The 18,058-nt window shown below is 55.9% G+C and carries 18 protein-coding genes; 13 read left to right on the forward strand and 5 right to left on the reverse strand.

Annotation, left to right across the window (positions count from 1 at the left end; translation table 11 throughout):
* Positions 1-244 precede the first annotated feature (244 nt).
* From mnmG to B1H56_RS11300, 13 genes are all read left to right on the forward strand, one after another.
* On the forward strand, positions 245-2,119 hold the full coding sequence (gene mnmG, locus B1H56_RS11235) for a tRNA uridine-5-carboxymethylaminomethyl(34) synthesis enzyme MnmG (RefSeq protein ID WP_066519781.1): 1,875 nt from the start codon (positions 245-247) through the stop codon (positions 2,117-2,119).
* A 515-nt stretch (positions 2,120-2,634) separates the two neighbouring features.
* Positions 2,635-3,204 carry a GNAT family N-acetyltransferase gene (locus B1H56_RS11240; RefSeq protein ID WP_121419003.1) on the forward strand — a complete coding sequence of 190 codons (570 nt, stop codon included), beginning with the start codon at positions 2,635-2,637 and terminating at the stop codon, positions 3,202-3,204.
* A 142-nt stretch (positions 3,205-3,346) separates the two neighbouring features.
* Positions 3,347-3,937 carry a DUF1349 domain-containing protein gene (locus B1H56_RS11245; RefSeq protein WP_066519790.1) on the forward strand — a complete coding sequence of 197 codons (591 nt, stop codon included), beginning with the start codon at positions 3,347-3,349 and terminating at the stop codon, positions 3,935-3,937.
* A 5-nt stretch (positions 3,938-3,942) separates the two neighbouring features.
* Positions 3,943-4,641 carry a 16S rRNA (guanine(527)-N(7))-methyltransferase RsmG gene (gene rsmG, locus B1H56_RS11250; RefSeq protein ID WP_066519797.1) on the forward strand — a complete coding sequence of 233 codons (699 nt, stop codon included), beginning with the start codon at positions 3,943-3,945 and terminating at the stop codon, positions 4,639-4,641.
* A gap of 67 nt (positions 4,642-4,708) precedes the next feature.
* On the forward strand, positions 4,709-5,371 hold the full coding sequence (locus B1H56_RS11255) for an MmcQ/YjbR family DNA-binding protein (RefSeq protein WP_066519799.1): 663 nt from the start codon (positions 4,709-4,711) through the stop codon (positions 5,369-5,371).
* Positions 5,372-5,471: 100 nt separating this feature from the next.
* Positions 5,472-5,864 (forward strand): TFIIB-type zinc ribbon-containing protein, encoded by a 393-nt coding sequence (locus B1H56_RS11260; RefSeq protein ID WP_066519801.1) that lies wholly within the window; start codon positions 5,472-5,474, stop codon positions 5,862-5,864.
* 334 nt (positions 5,865-6,198) lie between these two features.
* Positions 6,199-6,966 carry a ParA family protein gene (locus B1H56_RS11270; RefSeq protein ID WP_066519805.1) on the forward strand — a complete coding sequence of 256 codons (768 nt, stop codon included), beginning with the start codon at positions 6,199-6,201 and terminating at the stop codon, positions 6,964-6,966.
* A 13-nt stretch (positions 6,967-6,979) separates the two neighbouring features.
* Positions 6,980-7,840, forward strand: coding sequence for a ParB/RepB/Spo0J family partition protein (locus B1H56_RS11275; protein WP_066519807.1), 861 nt, complete (start codon positions 6,980-6,982; stop codon positions 7,838-7,840).
* Positions 7,841-7,875: 35 nt separating this feature from the next.
* Positions 7,876-8,820 (forward strand): DUF2971 domain-containing protein, encoded by a 945-nt coding sequence (locus B1H56_RS11280; RefSeq protein ID WP_066519809.1) that lies wholly within the window; start codon positions 7,876-7,878, stop codon positions 8,818-8,820.
* A 347-nt stretch (positions 8,821-9,167) separates the two neighbouring features.
* Positions 9,168-9,539, forward strand: a complete 372-nt coding sequence (locus B1H56_RS11285) for a GntR family transcriptional regulator (protein WP_066519810.1) — start codon at positions 9,168-9,170, stop codon at positions 9,537-9,539.
* A 32-nt stretch (positions 9,540-9,571) separates the two neighbouring features.
* Positions 9,572-10,429 carry an ABC transporter ATP-binding protein gene (locus B1H56_RS11290; protein WP_066519813.1) on the forward strand — a complete coding sequence of 286 codons (858 nt, stop codon included), beginning with the start codon at positions 9,572-9,574 and terminating at the stop codon, positions 10,427-10,429.
* Positions 10,426-11,067: an ABC-2 transporter permease gene (locus tag B1H56_RS11295; protein WP_066519815.1), complete on the forward strand. Its 642-nt coding sequence runs from the start codon at positions 10,426-10,428 to the stop codon at positions 11,065-11,067. The genes B1H56_RS11290 and B1H56_RS11295 overlap by 4 nt, the downstream gene beginning before the upstream one ends.
* 23 nt (positions 11,068-11,090) lie before the next feature.
* Positions 11,091-11,753 carry an ABC-2 transporter permease gene (locus tag B1H56_RS11300; protein WP_066519817.1) on the forward strand — a complete coding sequence of 221 codons (663 nt, stop codon included), beginning with the start codon at positions 11,091-11,093 and terminating at the stop codon, positions 11,751-11,753.
* Positions 11,754-11,802: 49 nt separating this feature from the next.
* On the opposite strand, the gene B1H56_RS11305 is transcribed toward B1H56_RS11300, so the two are convergent.
* The 5 genes from B1H56_RS11305 to B1H56_RS11325 form a co-directional block, all read right to left on the reverse strand.
* Complete coding sequence (locus B1H56_RS11305; protein ID WP_187161454.1) at positions 11,803-13,995, reverse strand: ATP-dependent helicase; 2,193 nt, start codon at positions 13,993-13,995, stop codon at positions 11,803-11,805.
* A 76-nt stretch (positions 13,996-14,071) separates the two neighbouring features.
* Positions 14,072-15,481: an MATE family efflux transporter gene (locus B1H56_RS11310; protein WP_066519819.1), complete on the reverse strand. Its 1,410-nt coding sequence runs from the start codon at positions 15,479-15,481 to the stop codon at positions 14,072-14,074.
* 11 nt (positions 15,482-15,492) lie between these two features.
* Positions 15,493-15,936, reverse strand: coding sequence for a MarR family winged helix-turn-helix transcriptional regulator (locus tag B1H56_RS11315; protein WP_066519821.1), 444 nt, complete (start codon positions 15,934-15,936; stop codon positions 15,493-15,495).
* A gap of 148 nt (positions 15,937-16,084) precedes the next feature.
* Positions 16,085-16,789, reverse strand: a complete 705-nt coding sequence (locus B1H56_RS11320; RefSeq protein WP_066519824.1) for a CvpA family protein — start codon at positions 16,787-16,789, stop codon at positions 16,085-16,087.
* Between the two features lie 12 nt (positions 16,790-16,801).
* Positions 16,802-17,917 carry a hypothetical protein gene (locus B1H56_RS11325; RefSeq protein WP_066519826.1) on the reverse strand — a complete coding sequence of 372 codons (1,116 nt, stop codon included), beginning with the start codon at positions 17,915-17,917 and terminating at the stop codon, positions 16,802-16,804.
* Positions 17,918-18,058: the final 141 nt, after the last annotated feature.

An 18,058-nucleotide genomic window follows, 5' to 3' on the forward strand; every position in this document is an offset into this window, starting at 1 on the left:
CCGTCATTCCGCGCCCCTGTGCTTGTTTTACCGCAAAAGACAGGACATCGGTTTGCGGCGGAAACTTTTTTCCTTATAAAACCCACGATATCCGGGTTCCATGGGGCCCGTTTTGTGAAGCCTTCGACGCCCGGCTTTCTGCTGGAAAGATGAGAGCGGCGGGATCGAGGAACCAGGCGGACGGGAAGCCTGCCGGGACTGGTTGGAAAAGAAGGCAAAGCCTCGATAGGAGAAGAAAAGAAGTATGACGGATTATTCGGGCGGAAGACATGACATCATCGTTGTGGGCGCAGGCCATGCGGGCGCAGAGGCGGCGCTTGCCTGTGCGCGTATGGGTAAAAAGACGATGCTCGCGACGATCAACATGGACGGAATCGCCTTAATGGCATGCAATCCGGCCATCGGCGGCACGGCGAAGGGACACCTTGTACGCGAGATCGACGCGCTGGGCGGACAAATGGGCCTTGCGGCGGACGCTACGTTTATCCAGATCAAGATGCTGAACACGAAAAAAGGCCCGGCGGTTCATTCCCTGCGTGCACAGCAGGATAAAAAGCTGTACCAGCGCTATATGAAGGAAACTCTGGAAAACACGGATAACCTGCTCCTCGTGCAGGATGAGATCACGGATATTTTGACAGACGATAAGGGTGTGGCCGGCGTGCGCGGCGCGATGGGCGCGCGCTATTTTGCCCGGGCGGTGATCCTTGCGACGGGGGTCTATCTCAAGGGAAAGGTGATCGTAGGCGAATATACGAAAAGCGCGGGGCCGAGCGGCCTCTTCCCTGCCGACCATTTGAGCGCAAGCCTGAGCGGTCTCGGCTTTTCCCTGCAACGGTTCAAAACGGGAACGCCCGCGCGCGTGGATGCGCGCAGCATTGATTTTTCCAAAACGGAGCCGCAGTACGGTGATGAAACGATCGTCCCCTTCTCCTTCCTGAGCGGAAGGATCGAGCGGGAGCAGGTTCCCTGCTTCCTCACCTATACGAATGAAAAAACACACGGGATCATCCGGGAGAATATTCACCGCAGCCCGCTTTACAGCGGAATGATCGAAGGGATCGGGCCGCGCTATTGCCCGTCCATCGAGGATAAGGTGGTGAAATTTCCCGATAAGGAGCGCCACCAGCTGTTTCTGGAACCGGAGGGCCTGCATACGAACGAGATTTATGTGCAGGGGATGTCGTCAAGCCTTCCGGTGGAGGTGCAGGTCGCCCTTTACCGCACGGTTCCGGGCCTTGAAAACGTGCATTTTGTGCGTCCGGCCTATGCAATCGAATATGATTGTATCGACCCAACCCGCCTCCGGCCTTCCCTTGAGACAAAGGAAGTAACAGGGCTATTCACCGCCGGGCAGATCAACGGAACCTCTGGTTATGAGGAAGCGGGCGCGCAGGGGCTTATCGCGGGGGTCAACGCCTGCCGGTTCCTGGACGGTGAGCCGCCCATCATTCTGGGACGCGACCGGGCCTATGCGGGCGTACTGATCGACGACCTTGTGACCAAGGGAACGAAAGAACCCTACCGAATGATGACCTCACGGGCGGAATACCGCCTGCTGCTGCGGCAGGACAACGCCGATACGCGCCTGACGCAGATCGGGCGGGACGTGGGGCTTGTTTCCGACGAACGGTACGACCGCTATATGTATAAGATGGAAAATGTTTCACGTGAAACAAAGCGGCTGGGGGCGGTGACGGTAAAAAAAGCCGACGCGAATACGTTTTTTGCAGCGCACGGCATGGAACCGCCGGAACGCGGCATGAAACTGGCGGAAATACTTGCGCGGCCGGGGATCGCTTACCGCGATCTCGCGGAGGTGGACGGCGGGATATTGGAGGCGGATGGCGATATCACGCTCCAGATTGAGACGAACATCAAATATGCGGGCTACATCGAGAAACAGCAAAAACAGGTGGAGGCCGCCGCCGGGCTGGAAAAAAAGCAAATCCCGGCGGATATAGACTATCGGCAGATCAGCGGCCTGCGCCTCGAGGCGCGCGCGAAGCTAAACGATATCAGACCCCGAAATGTGGGTCAAGCGTCGCGGATATCGGGGGTGACCCCGGCAGACATTTCGGTGCTGCTGGTGTACCTGGCGGCGCAGCGCAGGAAATAGTCTGGGCCGCACGGCCGGGGCCCCGCGCCGCGGATATCGGGAGTGGCCCCGGCAGACATTTTGGTGCTGCCGCACATAAAAGCGCCAGCGTTTACCTCAGAATAAGTATAAAGGATGCGGAACGGTGTTTCACGTGAAACATTGGAGGGGACAGGAAGGCCTCATGATTTAGTTAGGGCTCGTATCCGTGATCTTACTGGCAGCGCATACGATCCCCGGGAGAGCTCCTGAAGACCGCCCCCATGGGGAGCAAAACCTGCCCGCGGGATGCGGGCGGAGACAGCGCGCGCCCTGTCCGGGGAGAGCCTGGAATATATATAGACGGACGCTTTGCGCGGCTGCTTTCTGTCGGCGGCCCCGGTCCTTTTTAATTTGATTTTATCTTTAAGCCCGGATATACTGGTGCTGATGGATATTGCGTGCGAAACAGCACGCCTGCCTTTTCCGGTTGCCGAAGGGAAAAGGAACTGAAGCTGAGGCTTGGCAAAGAAGGACGCAGAAAGGCGGGATAAACGATGGAACCCATTTTATTTGAGACAGAACGGATGACTTTTCGCCGCTTTACGCCGGACGACCGCGAGGCGGTAAGCGTATTCCTTATGGACCCGGAGGTCATGTACGCCTGGGAGCATGGTTTTTCCGAGGAAGAAGTGACCGGCTGGATGGAGAGGAATTCCACCCGCTACGACCGGTACGGATACGGCTGGCTGTACGCGGAGGACAAAGAGACAAGCGGAAACATCGGCGCGATCGGGCTCCTTTACACCGGGGATATTGCGGGCGAGGACGGTTGGGAACTCGGCTATATCGTCAATAAAAGATTCTGGGGCAAAGGATATGCGGCGGAGGGAGCGGGGGGGTGTATCGAGCACGCGTTCCGCGCCATAGGGACAGACCGGGTGTTCTCGCAGATGCGTACGAGCAATGCCGCTTCGCGCGCGGTTGCCGAAAGGATCGGCATGGAATACGTGACGACGTATGACCGCCTCTACCACGGGGAAACGCTGCCCTACCATGTTTATGTGATGAAAAAGACGGAGGACCGGCGCTCCGGAAGGAAAAGGACCGGCGCTCCGGACGCATGACGCCCGGCAAAAGAAAGGATACCGGAAAGGCAGGCGGGCCTGCCGAAAGCGGCCGCAGGGAAAGGCCGCGTGAGAAAGAAAAGGACCGCTCCCGCGGGACGGCAGTAAAATAGGCAAAGAGAAAACAGGAGGGACAAGTAAAATGCATCTGGCAGGAAGAACAGCAAAGTGGCTTAACATGCCCCATCAGGCAACGGTAACGGATAAAAGGATCGTGATCCACGCGGAACCTGGGACGGACCTCTGGCAAAATACCTATTACAATTTCACAAAAAACACCGGACACGGCCTTGTCGCCGAGGCAGACGAGGAGTGCTCGTTCACGGTAAAGGCCACGCGCGAAGGCAGCAGCCTTTACGACCAGTGCGGGATACTCGTCTACCTGGACGAAAAGAACTGGGCGAAGGTCTGCATGGAATATGAAGACGAGACAACGCAGAAGCTTGGAAGCGTTGTGACCTCCGGCGGCTATTCCGACTGGGCGTGGGCGGATATCCCCGGAGAAAACCGGGTGATGTATTACCGCGTAAGCAGGCTGAAAGACAGTTTTTTGTTCGAGGCCTCGCGCGGCGGGAAGGAATACGAGCAGATGCGGATATTCCACCTGCGCTGTAAAAACGCGGCGGTGCGCATCGGCGTATTTGCCTGCTGCCCGACGGGCGACGGAATGAAGGCGGTGTTCGAGGGGGCGGCGTTTACGCCGCCGGCGTGGAAGCCGTATAAGGGAGAATAACATACATGCCGGAATTTACGCAGGAGCTGAAAAGCCTGTTTGAACAAAACGGGTTGGCGCTCACGCAGCGCCAGCTCGCGGAAATGGAAACGTATTACCGCGAGCTTGTGGAAGTGAATAAGATACACAACCTGACCGCGGTCACGGAACCGAAAGACGCGGCCCTGCGGCACTTTTTCGACAGCGCCGCGCCGCTCGGACGAATCCCGGAAGGAGCGGCGGTGGCGGATATCGGCAGCGGCGCGGGGTTTCCTATCGTACCGCTGAAAATCATGCGGGAGGATATCCGCGCGACGGCGGTGGAATCCGCCGGAAAAAAATGCGCGTTTATCGAGCGGGGCAGCAAGGCCGCGGGGATCGGGATAGAGGTGCTGTGCGCCCGCGCGGAAGAGCTTGCCCGCGGACAGCGGCGGGAAAGCTTTGACGTATGCGTTTCCCGCGCCGTTGCGCAGCTGCGGGTTCTCGCGGAGCTGTGCGCGCCGCTCGTGCGCCAGGGCGGTCTGTTCCTGGCCTACAAGGGAGAATACGGGCAGGAACTTGCGGAGGCGGAAAATGCGCTCGGCGCGCTGAACCTTGAGCTTGACGAGGTATTGAAGCTGCCGTGCGAGGGCTATGCGCACCATGTGCTGGTGTTCCGGAAAACGGCAAGGGTTTCTCCGAAATATCCGCGCAGGTATGCACAGATCGCAAAAGCCCCGCTGTAAGTATGCCGCACCTCCCGGACAGGTTCCGGGAAGCCCTTTCTGGCGGGCTCCGGCGGAGGGAAAAAACATGCAGGAAGCGCCATTTTCCATGAAAAAACCCAATATTGCGAAGCTGGTTGAATTCGGCTTTGCCGAAAAGGACGGCGCGTATACCTACGAGACCCGTATCGCGCAGGGGCAGCTTCAAATGACCGTTACCGTCTCCGGCGGGAACGCCCATGCGCGGGTGATCGACCCGGCGACCGGCGAAGAATACGTGCTGCACCGCACGGCTGGGGCGGTAGGAGCCTTTGTCGGCATGGTAAGGGCGGACCACGAAGCGGTTCTTACGGAGATCGCCGAAGCCTGCTTTGAACCGGACGTATTCAAAAGCGCCCGCGCCCAGGAAGCGATCTCTTATGTACGGGCAGTCTACGGCAGCGAACTGGAATTCTTGTGGAAGCGCTTCCCGGGAAACGCGGTGTGGCGCAGGGAAGACACCCGGAAGTGGTATGGCGTTCTGCTCGCCGTTCCCGAACGAAAGCTGGGGATTGCTTCCGATGGAACGGCGGAGATCATCGACCTGCGGGCAGACCCGGGGGTGCTTGCGGCTCTCGTGGACGGCGAACGGTATTTTCCCGGCTACCATATGAATAAAAAGCACTGGCTCACGATCCGGCTCAACGGCTCCGTTTCCGCGGAAGAAATCTTTTGCAGGATCGACGAGAGCTACCGGCTGGCTGTGAAGTGAAGCCAGGCGCGTTTTTTCTCCAAAAAGGGAGCTTTGTTATAATCAGTTCATATTCCTGTGGTAGAATCAATTAAAATGCAGAAAAAAGAAGGCTTATTGAATGAACGGCTTTAGAAAATTTATGATGGGGCGGTACGGCGGCGACCAGTTTGGAATGTTCCTGGTCATCCTGTCGATTATTTTATGCGTGATATTTTTGTTTATTCCTGTCCCGTATATCAGCCTGCTGAGCTGGGTCCCGCTGGTTTTTGCGATCTACCGTATGTTTTCCAGACAGATTGGGAAGCGGCAAGAGGAAAATTATGCGTGGCTGCGTAAATGGGGCGCGGTGCGCACATGGTGGTGGAATCTTAAAAACCGCGCGAAGGACAGCAAGACCCACCGCTGCTATAAGTGCCCGGGTTGCGGGAAGAAATTGCGCGTTCCCAGGGGAAAAGGCAAAATCAGCATTACCTGCCCCCAGTGCGGAAATAAATTTATCAAAAAGACCTGAGGCCAAGATTTAGACAGAAAAGTGAAAAGAAGCCGCGCGGTGGTACAAGATGTTGTACCACCGCGTTTTTTGATATACAAGCAGGCGTAAACAAAACTTTTCAACCACGCCTTTTTCCGATATAATATACGGGAGACGGGCAAACAGGCCGGAAGCGGGGTTTGCCGGGCGGACGGCAGCGCGCATCCATTTTAGGAGCGCCCGTTCGCTGCAAGAATAGAAACGTTGGTAAACGGCGGAAAACCGCTCCGGCATCCTGCCGGGGCGGCGCTTCGCCATAGCAGGCAAGAGGCCTGGAAAAACCGCCGTGTCTTCAAACAGGGAGTGAACAATTTTGGGCAAAACGATTGCGATTGCAAATCAAAAGGGCGGCGTCGGAAAGACGACGACGGCCATCAATTTAAGCGCGTGTATTGCAAACCGCGGGAAACGGGTGCTTCTCATCGACATCGACCCGCAGGGCAACAGCACGAGCGGCCTCGGCGTGGAGCGCGTGGGGCTGAAAAAATCGTCGTACGATGTGCTGGTGGGCGGCGTCTCAGCGGTGGAGGCGATCCGGCCGACGATGATGCAAACGCTGGACCTGATGCCCGCGAATATCGACCTTGTCGGCGCGGAGGTGGAGCTTGTCTCCCTGATGGCGCGCGAAACAATCTTAAAACGGGCCCTCGAGGATGTGAAGGGCCTATACGATTATATTTTTATGGACTGTCCGCCTTCCCTTGGGCTGATTACCCTCAACGCGCTGACAGCGGCGGATAAAATCCTCGTACCCATCCAGTGCGAATATTACGCGCTTGAAGGACTCACGCAGCTGATGAGTACGGTAAAGCTTGTGCGCCAAAGCCTCAATCCCTCGCTCGAGGTGGAGGGCGTGGTGCTGACGATGTTTGACGGGCGTACCAACCTTTCGCTGCAGGTGGTGGAGGAAGTGCGTAAATTCTTTAAAAACAAGGTATATGAAACGGTGATCCCACGCAACGTACGCCTCGGGGAAGCGCCGAGCTACGGCCTGCCCATCCTTTTGTACGACGATAAATGTCTCGGTACGGAGGCGTACACCGAGCTTGCGGTGGAATTTTTGACCAACGATATGAAGTAGGAAAGGCACGGAAATGAAAAGAGGACTCGGAAAAGGCCTTGGGGCGCTGATGGCGGACGCGCAAGCCGGGGCAACGGAAAAAGAAGGCGCGAGTGAAATCGATATTTTCCTGCTGGACAATGACACCAACCAGCCGAGGAAAAAGTTTGACGAGGCGAAGCTGAAGGAGCTGGCACAGTCTATCAAGGTGCACGGCATCATGCAGCCGATCATCGTCTATAAAAACGAAGGACGTTACACCATCATCGCGGGGGAACGGCGTTTCCGCGCGGCTAAGATGGCGGGGCTTTCCAAGGTGCCCGTAATCGTCAAGCAGCTTGAAAAACGTGAGGTCCTCGAGCTCTCGCTGATCGAAAACATCCAGCGCGAGGACCTCAATCCGCTGGAACAGGCCGCCGCCCTCCAGCAACTGATGACGGATTATAGTTTAACGCAGGACGAGGTTTCAAAGCGCGTTGGCAAAAGCCGCAGCGCGATCGCGAACCTTTTGCGCCTGCTGTCCCTGCCGGAGCCAGTCAAAAAACTGGTGACAGGCGGGAAACTGTCCGCCGGGCACGCGCGCTGCCTGCTGCCGCTCGAGGATAACAAAAAGATCGGCGAAGGCGCAAAATATATCGTAGAGGGCGACCTTTCCGTGCGTGAGGCGGAAGCGATGGTGAAGGAATGGCTCAATCCCGCCGCACCCGCGAAAAAGGCACAGAAAACGAAAAAAGCCGTGCCGGTGGAACTGCGCGACGCGCAGGACGAGCTTTCCCGTGCCCTTGCGACAAAGGTGCAGATCAAGGGCTCGCTGGCAAAGGGCCGGATTTCTATCGAATATTATACCGCGCAGCAGCTCGAGGAGCTGTACGAATTCCTGAAGAAGACGGAATAAAAAACCATTTTCCGGTCTTGGAAAGAAATCCAGCCATGAATGCAAATCAAATTGAAACCGTATACCATTATTGCAGTGTGGAGAGCTTTTACAGCATCATCTCCAATAAGACGCTGCGCCTTTCGGATATCGGCAAAAGCAACGATTATATGGAGCGGCGGTGGCTCCAGCAGTTTATCCTCGAAACGACGATGGAGGAATATGACAAGGCCCCGTTTTCCATCTGGTTTGAATATGAGGGAAAGGAATACAGGGACCACGAGGCGGTGGAAGAGCTCATGCGCTATGAGCTGAAAACGATGGGCCAGCACTGGTATGACGATTATATTACCTACGCGATCTGTTTTTCCGAACGGGGCGACAGCCTGAGCCAGTGGCGTGGTTATGCGGACGACGGCTCGGGCGTGTGCATCGGCTTCCGCGCGGACCGCATCAGCGGTATGCTGGGCAAAAACCGCGAATCGAAAGAGCCGGGACATACCTTTGAATTCGCGCGCATCCGGTATACCCCGGCAGCGCAAAAGGCGCTCATACGGCCGCACATCCGCAAAATCTTCCGGCATCTGCACACCCTCGTCGACCAGGAGCAAAAGCCGTCGGGAGAGATCGTCAAACTGCTGCGCGCGGTGAACGGAGAAAGCGCGTTCTGTAAAAACCCGGCGTTCAGCGAAGAACACGAATGGCGGCTGGCCGTCAATTTCCCCATCCCCACAACGGACGCTTATGCGAAGTTTGTGCAGCGGCAGGGGCATGTCGCCCAGAACGATCTGTTCAGCAAGCTCAAAACCGTAGTGGTGGGCAAGACCATCAAATCCTATGTGGAGCTGAACCTCAGGACCATCGGTCTGGATGCGCTGACGAGCGTGCGCCTTGGGCCAAAATGCCAGCTCAGCAAAAACGACGTGAAGCTGTTCCTGTTCAGCGAGGGCGTGGGCCTTACGGATGAAAACATCCTGCCCTCCTCCGCGACCTACCGGTAAAAGAAACGGTCCGCCACACACGCGAAGACGACCGGCGCGCGGCGGTTTCAGTGCAAGTGCTGTATGCATAAGCCCGAAAAGAATGTTTAAGCAGACGGGCGGTGGTTATTGATAGAGTAACAACAACTCAAATGATCTATATAACCGGAGAAAGGGAGCCTCGGCTCCCTTTTTTCGTGCCGCTTTGTTTTCATAGCCGCCGGATAGGCGCGCACCGCGCAAAAAGCAGACGGAAAACGCTTCGTCCGCGTTTTTTGGGTCCTGCTTTTTCCCTGTTGACAAGAAGGAGTATGGGTGTTATATTGTATATGTTGTATATATACAATTTTAACCAGGAGGGTTGATGAGTGGATATCATCATCAGCAATTCCAGCGGAAAGCCGATCTATGAACAGATCACCTCGCAGATCAAGAATATGATAATCAGCGGGGAGCTTCAGGAAGGGGACGCCCTTCCGTCTATGCGGCTGCTGGCAAAGGAACTGAGGATCAGCGTCATCACGACGAAGCGCGCGTACGACGACCTCGAGCGCGACGGATTCATCGAAAGCTTCACCGGACGGGGGAGCTTTGTGGCGCAGAAAAATGTGGAGTTCTTAAGGGAAGAACAACTCAAAATTGCCGAGGAGCACCTGAAAAACGCCGTCTCCGTGGCAAAGAGCAGCGGCATCTCTCTCGACGAGCTGGAAGAGATTTTGCACGTACTGTATGAAGAATAGCCCCGGCGGGCCTCCGCGTGAAAGGATAGGACATGGACAGCATCATTTTTAATAACGTAAGCAAGGAATACCGGGATTTCGCCCTCAGGGACGTGAGCTTTTCCGTGCCGCGGGGCAGTATCATGGGCCTGATCGGTGAAAACGGCGCGGGCAAGACGACTGCCATCAAGCTGCTTTTGAACATGATCCGTGCGGATAAGGGAACTATTGAAGTTTTCGGCCTCGGACATGTGGAAAACGAGCGTAAGATCAAGGAGCAGATTGGCGTGGTCATGGAGGAAGATTGCTTTTACGAATCGCTGAAATGCAAAGACGTGGCGGCCATCATGCGCAATATATTCAAAACGTGGGACGATGCGCTGTTCCACTCGCTCACGAAAAATTTCGGCCTGCCGGAAAACAAAAAACTCAAGCAGTTTTCCCGCGGGATGAAGATGAAGCTGTCGATCGCGGCGGCGCTCAGCCACCGGCCAAGGCTGCTGGTCCTTGATGAAGCGACAAGCGGGCTTGATCCCATCGTGCGCAGCGAGATACTGGACGTCTTTCTCGATTTCATCCAGGACGAGGAACACTCCATCCTCATTTCCTCCCACATCACGAGCGACCTTGAGAAAGTGGCGGACTATATTACCTTTCTCCACGAGGGGCGGGTCGTCCTTTCCGAGAACAAGGATAAGATGCTGTATGAATACGGCGTTCTGAAGTGCGGGGCGGAGGCCTTTGACAGGATCGATGCGGCGGATATCGTTCGTTACCGCAAATCTGCTTTTGGTTATGAAGCGCTGACTGCGGACAAAAACGCGGCGGCGCGCAAATATCCGGATATCGCGCTGGACAGCGCCGGCCTCGAGGACGTCATGCTGCTCATGATTAAGGGGGAAACGAAATGAGGGGACTTTTGCGAAAGGAATTCCTGGGGATCAGGAGCTTTTTCAAAATGTATGCATTTATTATCGCCATTTGTATCATCCCGGTTGCGGCGGCGCAGGACGGCACTTTCTCGGCAGGCTTCGCCGTCGGGATCTGTACGTTCATCGGCATCATGATGTGCTTTATTTCGTTCAATTACGACGTGAGCAGCAAGTGGAATAAATTTGTCCTCACCCTCCCTTTCACGCGGGAACAGATCGTCCGCTCCAAATACCTGTTCTCCCTCATTATGGTGGGCGTAGGCATGGGGCTTGGCCTCGCGCTCTCCGCCGTGCTCGCGGCTGCGGGACAGGCTAAGCTCGATACGGGACTCCTGCTTGCGGCGGGCTTCCTTACGGCGTGCGCCCTGCTGTCCGTCAGCATCATTATCCCGCTGGTTTTCAAATTCGGCGTGGAGAAGAGCCGCATCATCGTAATCGTGATCTTCCTTGTGCCGTTCATGACGTTTATCGCGCTGTCCGGAAACGGAGCCGTGGACGAAGCGGCAATGCGGGGGGCCCTTCCCCTCCTTGCGCGGCTCCTGCCCCTGTGCGGCATAGCGGCTCTTGCCGTTTCCTACTTTGTTTCAGTGCGCATCTACCAGAAGAAAGAAGAGTAAAGCTCCCTTCGGAGGAAAAGCCAATGAAAGGCCTGATCGTAAAAGAATTTCTGTTTACCAGAGAATATCTGTTTTTTTGCCTTGCCATCCTGCTTGCTTTCGTGATTATGATGAATCTTTCGGGAATGCCGGTCGCGGCGGGTTTTTCGATTGGGCTTTGCGCAATGTTCGGAGGAATGATGAGCCTTGTGTCGTTTACCTATGACTGCAACGCACATTGGGAAAGCTATGCGCTGACCCTGCCCCGTACCAAAAGACAGATTGTTCTGTCAAAATACCTGTTTGGGTTTATCCTGATGAGCGCGGGGGCGGCGCTTGGGTTGGCCTGTACGGCCCTATTCTCTTTCGCGGGGTTTATCGAACCCGCCAGTGAAGATGCAAAAACAGCACTTGGGATCATTTGTACGACGCTTATCGCAATTGCGGCACAGCTGCCGTTTGTTTATCGGTTTGGCATTGAAAAGAGCAGGATTTTTGTCACCGCGCTGGGAGTGTTCCTGTTTATGGCGCTGGCAAAATACTTTTTAGAGATGCCGAAGGATGGGACCGGTACGCTGCTTGTCATTCTGCCGTTTGCGGCGGCGTGCGCGCTGCCTTTTTCGTTTTTTCTTTCCTGCCGTATGTTTGAACGCGGGAAGATGGAACGGAAGCCCCTGCGAACCAAACAGATCCGGAGCCTGCGCTGAATATAACCAGAACCACTGTTTTCCCGCTGCGGACAGCGGTTTTTTACGTTCAGCACTTGTCAAGCTTTGCCCGGAAGGAGATCGCGCGGGGGGTCCCTATTTTGTCGAACTGGACGATGTGGGCTGCCTTTGCAGCGTCCACATCCACGACCACGCCGCAGCCGAAGATGCTGTGCTTTACCCGCTGCCCGACGGCAAGGGGCTGCCTTTGCGCATCTTCCTTAAGCCAGCGGCTGCTGAGGGCGATATAGTCGCGCGCCTCGGCGATGAGTCCTTCGCGCGGCGGCTTCGTAAAGGAAAGCAGCGCCGGGTCGATATCCAGCAGGAAACGGGAAGGATAGCGGGGCGAGCCGTCAAAATTTCTGCCGCCGGCTCCTGAGAGGTACAGTGCTTTTTCCGCCCGCGTCATGGCCACAAAGGCCAGCCGCCGTTCTTCCTCCATTCCCTCTAAGGAATTTGTTTTCCTCGAGGGGAAAATGCCTTCGTTCATGCCGCAGAGGAAGACATAAGGAAATTCCAGTCCTTTGGCCGCATGAACGGTCATCAGCTTAACCTTGTCGCGAATGTCCGCCGCGTCGCCGTTTGAAAACAGCGCCACGTGGGCAAGGTAATGCTCCATTGTGCATTCCTCACCGCAGGAGGTTTCGTATTCATAGACGGATTGCTTCAGTTCCGCTAAATTGTCGAGACGTTCCTGGCTGCCCTCGGTGCGGAGCATTTTCTCGTAACCGCTCTCATTGAGGATGGCCGACAACACTTCCGAAATGGGCCGTCCTTCCTGCCCGGAGGAAAATGATTCAACCAGGGAAATGAACTGCGCCGCCTTCGTTCCCTTGAAGACGTCGTGGTCGATAGTCCGGCGGAGCGCCGTATAAAGGGAGCACTGGTTCTGCGCCGCATATTCCTGTAAAAATTCTATCCGCCGCTGTCCCAGGTTGCGCCGCGGCGTATTGGCGATCCGCAGGAAGGAAAGATCGTCCTGATAGGCGGCCATACGCAAATAAGAAAGCGCGTCCTTGATCTCCATTCGTCCGAAAAACTGGATGCCGCTGTAAATGACATAAGGAATTTTTTCTTTTATAAACACCTCTTCCAAGGTGCGTGTAATATAGTGTGCGCGGTAGAGAATCGTGATCTCCCGGCAGGCCGCGCCCCTGGCCGTAAGCGCGCCGATCTGCTCCGCGATCCATGCGGCCTCGGCCTGCGCGGTATCGGCATGGTGGCAAACGACAGGCGCGCCCGCCGGCAGCGTCGGCAGCAGGTCCTTTTTGATGCGGCTCCGGTTGCGGCCGATGAGGGAATTGGCAACGGACAGGATTTGCGGCGTTGAGCGGTAGTTTTGCATCATCAGGATGGTCTTGGCCTGTGGAAACGCTTTGTCAAAATCCAGAAGGTACCGCACGTCGGCTCCGCGCCAGGTATAGATCGTCTGGTCTGGATCGCCGACGATAAACAGGTTTTTGTGGTGGCCGCACAGCACCTCCATCAGCTGGTACTGCAACGCGTCGATATCCTGGAATTCATCGATCATAATGTATTCCAGCCTTTTTTGCCATTTGAGGCGGATATCCTCGTTCTGCCGGAAAATATAGAGCGAAAAATTAATCAGGTCGTTGTAATCGAGGCCAAAGCACTTCCTTTCCTGATACAGGTAGCCGTAGAATATAATGTCGGAAGCCGAGACGGCGTCGTCGTATTTTTGTTTCAGGGCCGCAAGGGACATAGGAATCATGTCCAGGTAATAATCCTTTTCCGTGAAGGTCTTGCGGAGCTCGATCATATCCCGCGCCTTGCCGAAGGTCATGTTGCGAAGCGTCAGGCCCCGCTCCTCGTAAATGATTTTCAGCATCGCATCGATATCGGAATTGTCCAGTACCAAAAAGCTTTTGGGATACTGCACGGCATGGCTGTCTTCCTGCAAAACGGAAACACAGAAGCCGTGGAAGGTGTTGATGTATCCGGTGTCGTTATCGCCGGTCAAATTATGGATGCGCTGGCGCATTTCGCCGGCGGATTTGTTGGTGAAGGTAACGCAAAGGATATTGCCGGGCAGGATGCCGATCTCGTTCACAAGGTAAGCAAACCGCCGGGAAAGGGCGCGGGTCTTGCCGGAACCGGCCCCCGCGATCACGCGCACAAAGCCCTCCGTTGTCGTCACGGCCTCACGCTGCGCCTCGTTCAGGCCGTGCAGCAAATCTTCCACGCAGATCCCTCCCTTGTCCTTGGTAATCTTAAATCTCATTATACTGTATCCCGGCACGGGACGCAAAGGGCGGCTGGAATTTTAATCGGCGGAACTGGGCGGACCGCCCGCGTACCTACTGCGCAGGCGCGCCCTTAGGCTCCTGCGGAAGGGTGCCCTCCGGCTCCGCCAGCCGCTTCATTGCCCGGCGGAACTGGACGGCAAATAGGACGGCGGTTGTCGCCACGGCGATCGCGTCCGCCACGGGCTCCGCCGAAAAGACGGCCGTCACCGGGTCGGGCAAAAGCATGGGCATGATGTAAATGAGCGGGATCAGCAGGATAATCTTGCGCAGGACCGCGAGGAACAGCGAAGTTTTCGCGTTGCCGATGGCAATAAACGTTTGCTGGCAGGCAATCTGCACGCCAAATACTACCGATACGCCCATATAGATACGCATGGCGTAAACGGCGGCCTGCGAAAGCACCGGATCGTGCGTAAAGATGGAAACGAGCGCCTGCGGCGCAAGCATGGCGGCCGCCCACAACGCCGCGGAATAAGCGACGCTGACGATCAAAAGAAGCTGGAAGGCCTTTTTTACCCGCGCCGCGCTGCGTGCGCCGAAGTTAAAGCTGATGATGGGCTGCGCGCCCTGCGAAAGCCCCATCAGGGGCAGCATGGAAAACTGCATCACCGTTGTAAGGATGGTCATGGCGCCGACGGCGGTATCCCCGCCGTACGTTTGCAGTGACGCGTTGAAACACACGGCGATAATGCTTTCCGTCGCCTGCATAATGAAGGGCGACAAGCCGAGCAGGATGCACGGCAGGATTACGGAAGCACTGAGCTTCATGTTGTTCGGACGCAGGCGAATGACCGCGCGTTTTCCCGAGAGGAAGGACAGCACCCAGAAGCAGGACACCGCCTGTGAGATTACCGTTGCGACGGCCGCGCCGCGGACTCCCATATGAAAGCCGAAGATAAAGACGGGGTCGAGAATGATGTTGATGACCGCGCCGATCAGGACCGTAATCATGCTCGTTTTGGCAAAGCCCTGCGCCGTGATAAAGGAATTAAGCCCGAGGGCGATCTGCACGAACACCGTACCGCAGGCGTAAATGGGCATGTATTGCATCGCATAGCCAATGGTATCGCCGCTCGCCCCGAATGCGAGCAGCATATCCCGCCCGAAGGCAAGGAACACCGCCGTAAGCGCTCCCGCGAGGACCAGCATCAGGGTTGTGCAGTTGCCGAGAATCTTTTCCGCCGCCGGATGGTCGCCCCGGCCCATCATGATGGATGCGCGGGGAGAACCGCCCATGCCCGCCAGCGCCGCAAAGGCGGAGATAATCATAATCAGCGGCATGCACACGCCCACCCCTGTGAGCGCCTGCGCGCCGATCCCTTCGATGTGGCCGATATACATACGGTCCACCATATTATAGAGTACGTTTACGACCTGCGCGGTTACCGTGGGCACCGCAAGCCTGAGCAGGAGCTTGCCGACGCTGCCCTGCCCAAGGTCGGTCTCGATCCGGTTTTCCATGTACTGTCCCCTCAATCGTTTTCAAATTTTTGACACAGCCGGCCCAGGACGGCCGCCATCACGGCACGTTCCTCCGGCGTGGTCTCGTTTTTCAGGATTTCCACAAACGCCGCCTGCGCCCCCTGCAATGCGCGCACCGCGGGCGCGGCTTCGTCCGTGAGCACAAGATGCGTATACCGCCTGTCCCCCGGATCGGTGTGCGTCCTGAGGTAGCCCCGCGCCGCAAGCGATTCCACAGCCTTGGAAACAAGCGCCTTGGAAACGGAGCGGTACTTCACCACGTCCATCGCCGTATCGAACCCCCTGTTGTTGGCGAGGAAAAGGAGCACGTCCATTTCACACTGTGCAAGGCCAAAAGCGCTTCCCGCCTCCGCGCATTTCTTCCCGTACAGCTTTTTCAGCTTGCGGCTTAAATAAAGCAGCGGCCGCAGATGTTTTTCATCATACCCGGTCATGCAGGGTTCCTCCAAATAGTTTCAAAAAAAACGGTTCATTAATGAACTATTTTAGTAAAAAAAGATACGCCTGTCAAGCGGCTTCGCATGTGGGGCGCATAAAAAAGACCCTGCGGCGGGCGCAGGGTCCGGAAAAGGCAAGCTTTGCCTAAACCATCCCCGAAATTCCGCGCAGTAAAAAGTTCGAGTGGTAGAAAAAGGCAGCCATGGAAGAATCGTTCAGGATGGGAGTCATAAAATCCGCGGGCATGGAGATCAGGATCACGGGGATCACCATGAACAGCGCAAACATGCCAAAGAACCCGCGCACCGCGCCAACCGCGCCGCCTGCAAGGGAATCGCACCTGCGCAGGACGGGAAGGGGCGACGCATAGTTAACCGCGTTGACGAGCAGCGAGATTACGATGCGCGCGACAAGGTAAATGACCAGGAACGAAAAGATATTCACAACGACGCTGGTGATGGTATGGCCGAAATATTCCGATACGGTGTGGAAGCCCTGCGCCTCGAACACATGGTTCGTCATGTTATCCGCCACCAGCTGGTCGAACGGGAACGGAAGCCCCGCATTCGTTACGATATCGCCGATCTGTGTCTGCGAGAGGCTGGTCACCGCAAGGTTGCCCGAGGCCTGCAATTGATCGACCCCGTTGGTAAAGTAATACAGGAACTGGTAAAAAGAGCCCTTTGCAATGGCCTGCGACATAAGGGGCGAAAAGAGGAAGCCCACGAGCCACGAAACGGCCATTCCCACCGTGTTTGCGACCGAGATCAGGAAACCCTTGTGGAGCCCCTGCAAAATATAGATTGCGATCAAAAATAATATGATCCAGTTGAGGTTGATGATATCCATGCGTCCTCCGGTTTAATTAAGCTGCATCAAATAGCTTTTGCCTTCCTTGTCCCAACAGACGGCCAGGGTATCGGAAAGCTGTTTTGCAGCTGTTAAAGTATAATCCAATTTTGTCGTTTTCACAAGTTCGCCCGAAAGCTGATACGTCATGACCGCGTTTGGCGTGTAGACATAAAACTGGTTCTGCGTGACGGCAACCGCAAATGCTTTCTGCGGCAAATAAAGGATCCTTTCCGCGAGGTCGCCAGAGAACAGCTTTGCCGCCGGAAGCGAAACCTCCTGGCCGCGCGGCACATAGGCAAGCTCCAGCGCGGCGCCCCCGGTGCTCCACGCCTCGGGCTTCCAGCCGTAGATCAGGGCCTCTCCCTGCTTTTCCCCGAAATAGTTGTAGGAAAAGAGGTTATTCGTCCCGGAAGCAAAAATTGTGTCTGATGTAACGTACACGTGCTCGATCACCTGCGTATTGTTTTCAATGCTGCTGGTGGGCGAGCCGTCGGATTTATAGGTAGAGATATACGAAACGGGGACCACGTTCGAGGTGTCGAGCGAAAGCGACCACAGCATATCGCTGTCCCCGGTAAAGCCAAAATCGATCACCTGGCGCGTTTTGAACTCGATCTGCCCGGCCTGCTCTCCCTTGCCGTTAAACAGCGTAAGATAGTAGAACGTCTGGCCCGACGATTCGTCCGCCGCACCCGTTAAAACGGCGACCGTTTCTTTTCCGCAGCGCACGTCTATGATATCCGAGGCGACCGCCGCAGTGAACAGCTGTTCCTTGGTGTAAGAGAGCGCCTGCAAATTGGCCTGCGACCAGGTGCAGATAAGGGAGGGGGATTGGGTATATTTCGCATCTGCAGGCTCAAGCTTCAGGTCCCACAGGGCGCCGCCCTTCTGGTCCTTTAAATAAAGCGTGCCATCTTCCTCGTAGAGAATGCCGTTCTCGTTTGCCTGTACGCTTTGCGGCAGGACGGTCTCGGTCTCTTTCAGCAGCGGGCTGAACAGCTCGATATCCGTAAAGTTGGACAGCAGGAAAAACACGCCCACTGCCGCAGCCGCGATGATTGCAATTAAAATGATGAGGTTTGCGAGTCTGCGCCGCTTCTTCCGGCGCGAAGGTCTCATGTACATGTGTCTACCCCGTAAAACGGAATCTTCCGATTTTAATCTATTGTACCATAAAACGCGGCGGGAATGTGATATAATATGAGAAGTTAAAGAAGAATTCACAATCGGCCGCCGCGCGTCCCTCCTCTTCGTTTTGGCCGAAGG

Source organism: Christensenella minuta (assembly GCF_003628755.1).
Classification (GTDB): domain Bacteria; phylum Bacillota; class Clostridia; order Christensenellales; family Christensenellaceae; genus Christensenella; species Christensenella minuta.

What these genes read in the sequence shown, in the direction of transcription:
- mnmG (WP_066519781.1), top strand. Translation starts at nt 245, where the DNA reads ATGACGGATTATTCGGGCGGAAGACATGACATCATCGTTGTGGGCGCA.
- B1H56_RS11240 (WP_121419003.1), top strand. Translation starts at nt 2,635, where the DNA reads ATGGAACCCATTTTATTTGAGACAGAACGGATGACTTTTCGCCGCTTT.
- B1H56_RS11245 (WP_066519790.1), top strand. Translation starts at nt 3,347, where the DNA reads ATGCATCTGGCAGGAAGAACAGCAAAGTGGCTTAACATGCCCCATCAG.
- rsmG (WP_066519797.1), top strand. Translation starts at nt 3,943, where the DNA reads ATGCCGGAATTTACGCAGGAGCTGAAAAGCCTGTTTGAACAAAACGGG.
- B1H56_RS11255 (WP_066519799.1), top strand. Translation starts at nt 4,709, where the DNA reads ATGCAGGAAGCGCCATTTTCCATGAAAAAACCCAATATTGCGAAGCTG.
- B1H56_RS11260 (WP_066519801.1), top strand. Translation starts at nt 5,472, where the DNA reads ATGAACGGCTTTAGAAAATTTATGATGGGGCGGTACGGCGGCGACCAG.
- B1H56_RS11275 (WP_066519807.1), top strand. Translation starts at nt 6,980, where the DNA reads ATGAAAAGAGGACTCGGAAAAGGCCTTGGGGCGCTGATGGCGGACGCG.
- B1H56_RS11280 (WP_066519809.1), top strand. Translation starts at nt 7,876, where the DNA reads ATGAATGCAAATCAAATTGAAACCGTATACCATTATTGCAGTGTGGAG.
- B1H56_RS11290 (WP_066519813.1), top strand. Translation starts at nt 9,572, where the DNA reads ATGGACAGCATCATTTTTAATAACGTAAGCAAGGAATACCGGGATTTC.
- B1H56_RS11295 (WP_066519815.1), top strand. Translation starts at nt 10,426, where the DNA reads ATGAGGGGACTTTTGCGAAAGGAATTCCTGGGGATCAGGAGCTTTTTC.
- B1H56_RS11300 (WP_066519817.1), top strand. Translation starts at nt 11,091, where the DNA reads ATGAAAGGCCTGATCGTAAAAGAATTTCTGTTTACCAGAGAATATCTG.
- B1H56_RS11305 (WP_187161454.1), bottom strand. Translation starts at nt 13,995, where the DNA reads ATGAGATTTAAGATTACCAAGGACAAGGGAGGGATCTGCGTGGAAGAT.
- B1H56_RS11310 (WP_066519819.1), bottom strand. Translation starts at nt 15,481, where the DNA reads ATGGAAAACCGGATCGAGACCGACCTTGGGCAGGGCAGCGTCGGCAAG.
- B1H56_RS11315 (WP_066519821.1), bottom strand. Translation starts at nt 15,936, where the DNA reads ATGACCGGGTATGATGAAAAACATCTGCGGCCGCTGCTTTATTTAAGC.
- B1H56_RS11320 (WP_066519824.1), bottom strand. Translation starts at nt 16,789, where the DNA reads ATGGATATCATCAACCTCAACTGGATCATATTATTTTTGATCGCAATC.
- B1H56_RS11325 (WP_066519826.1), bottom strand. Translation starts at nt 17,917, where the DNA reads ATGTACATGAGACCTTCGCGCCGGAAGAAGCGGCGCAGACTCGCAAAC.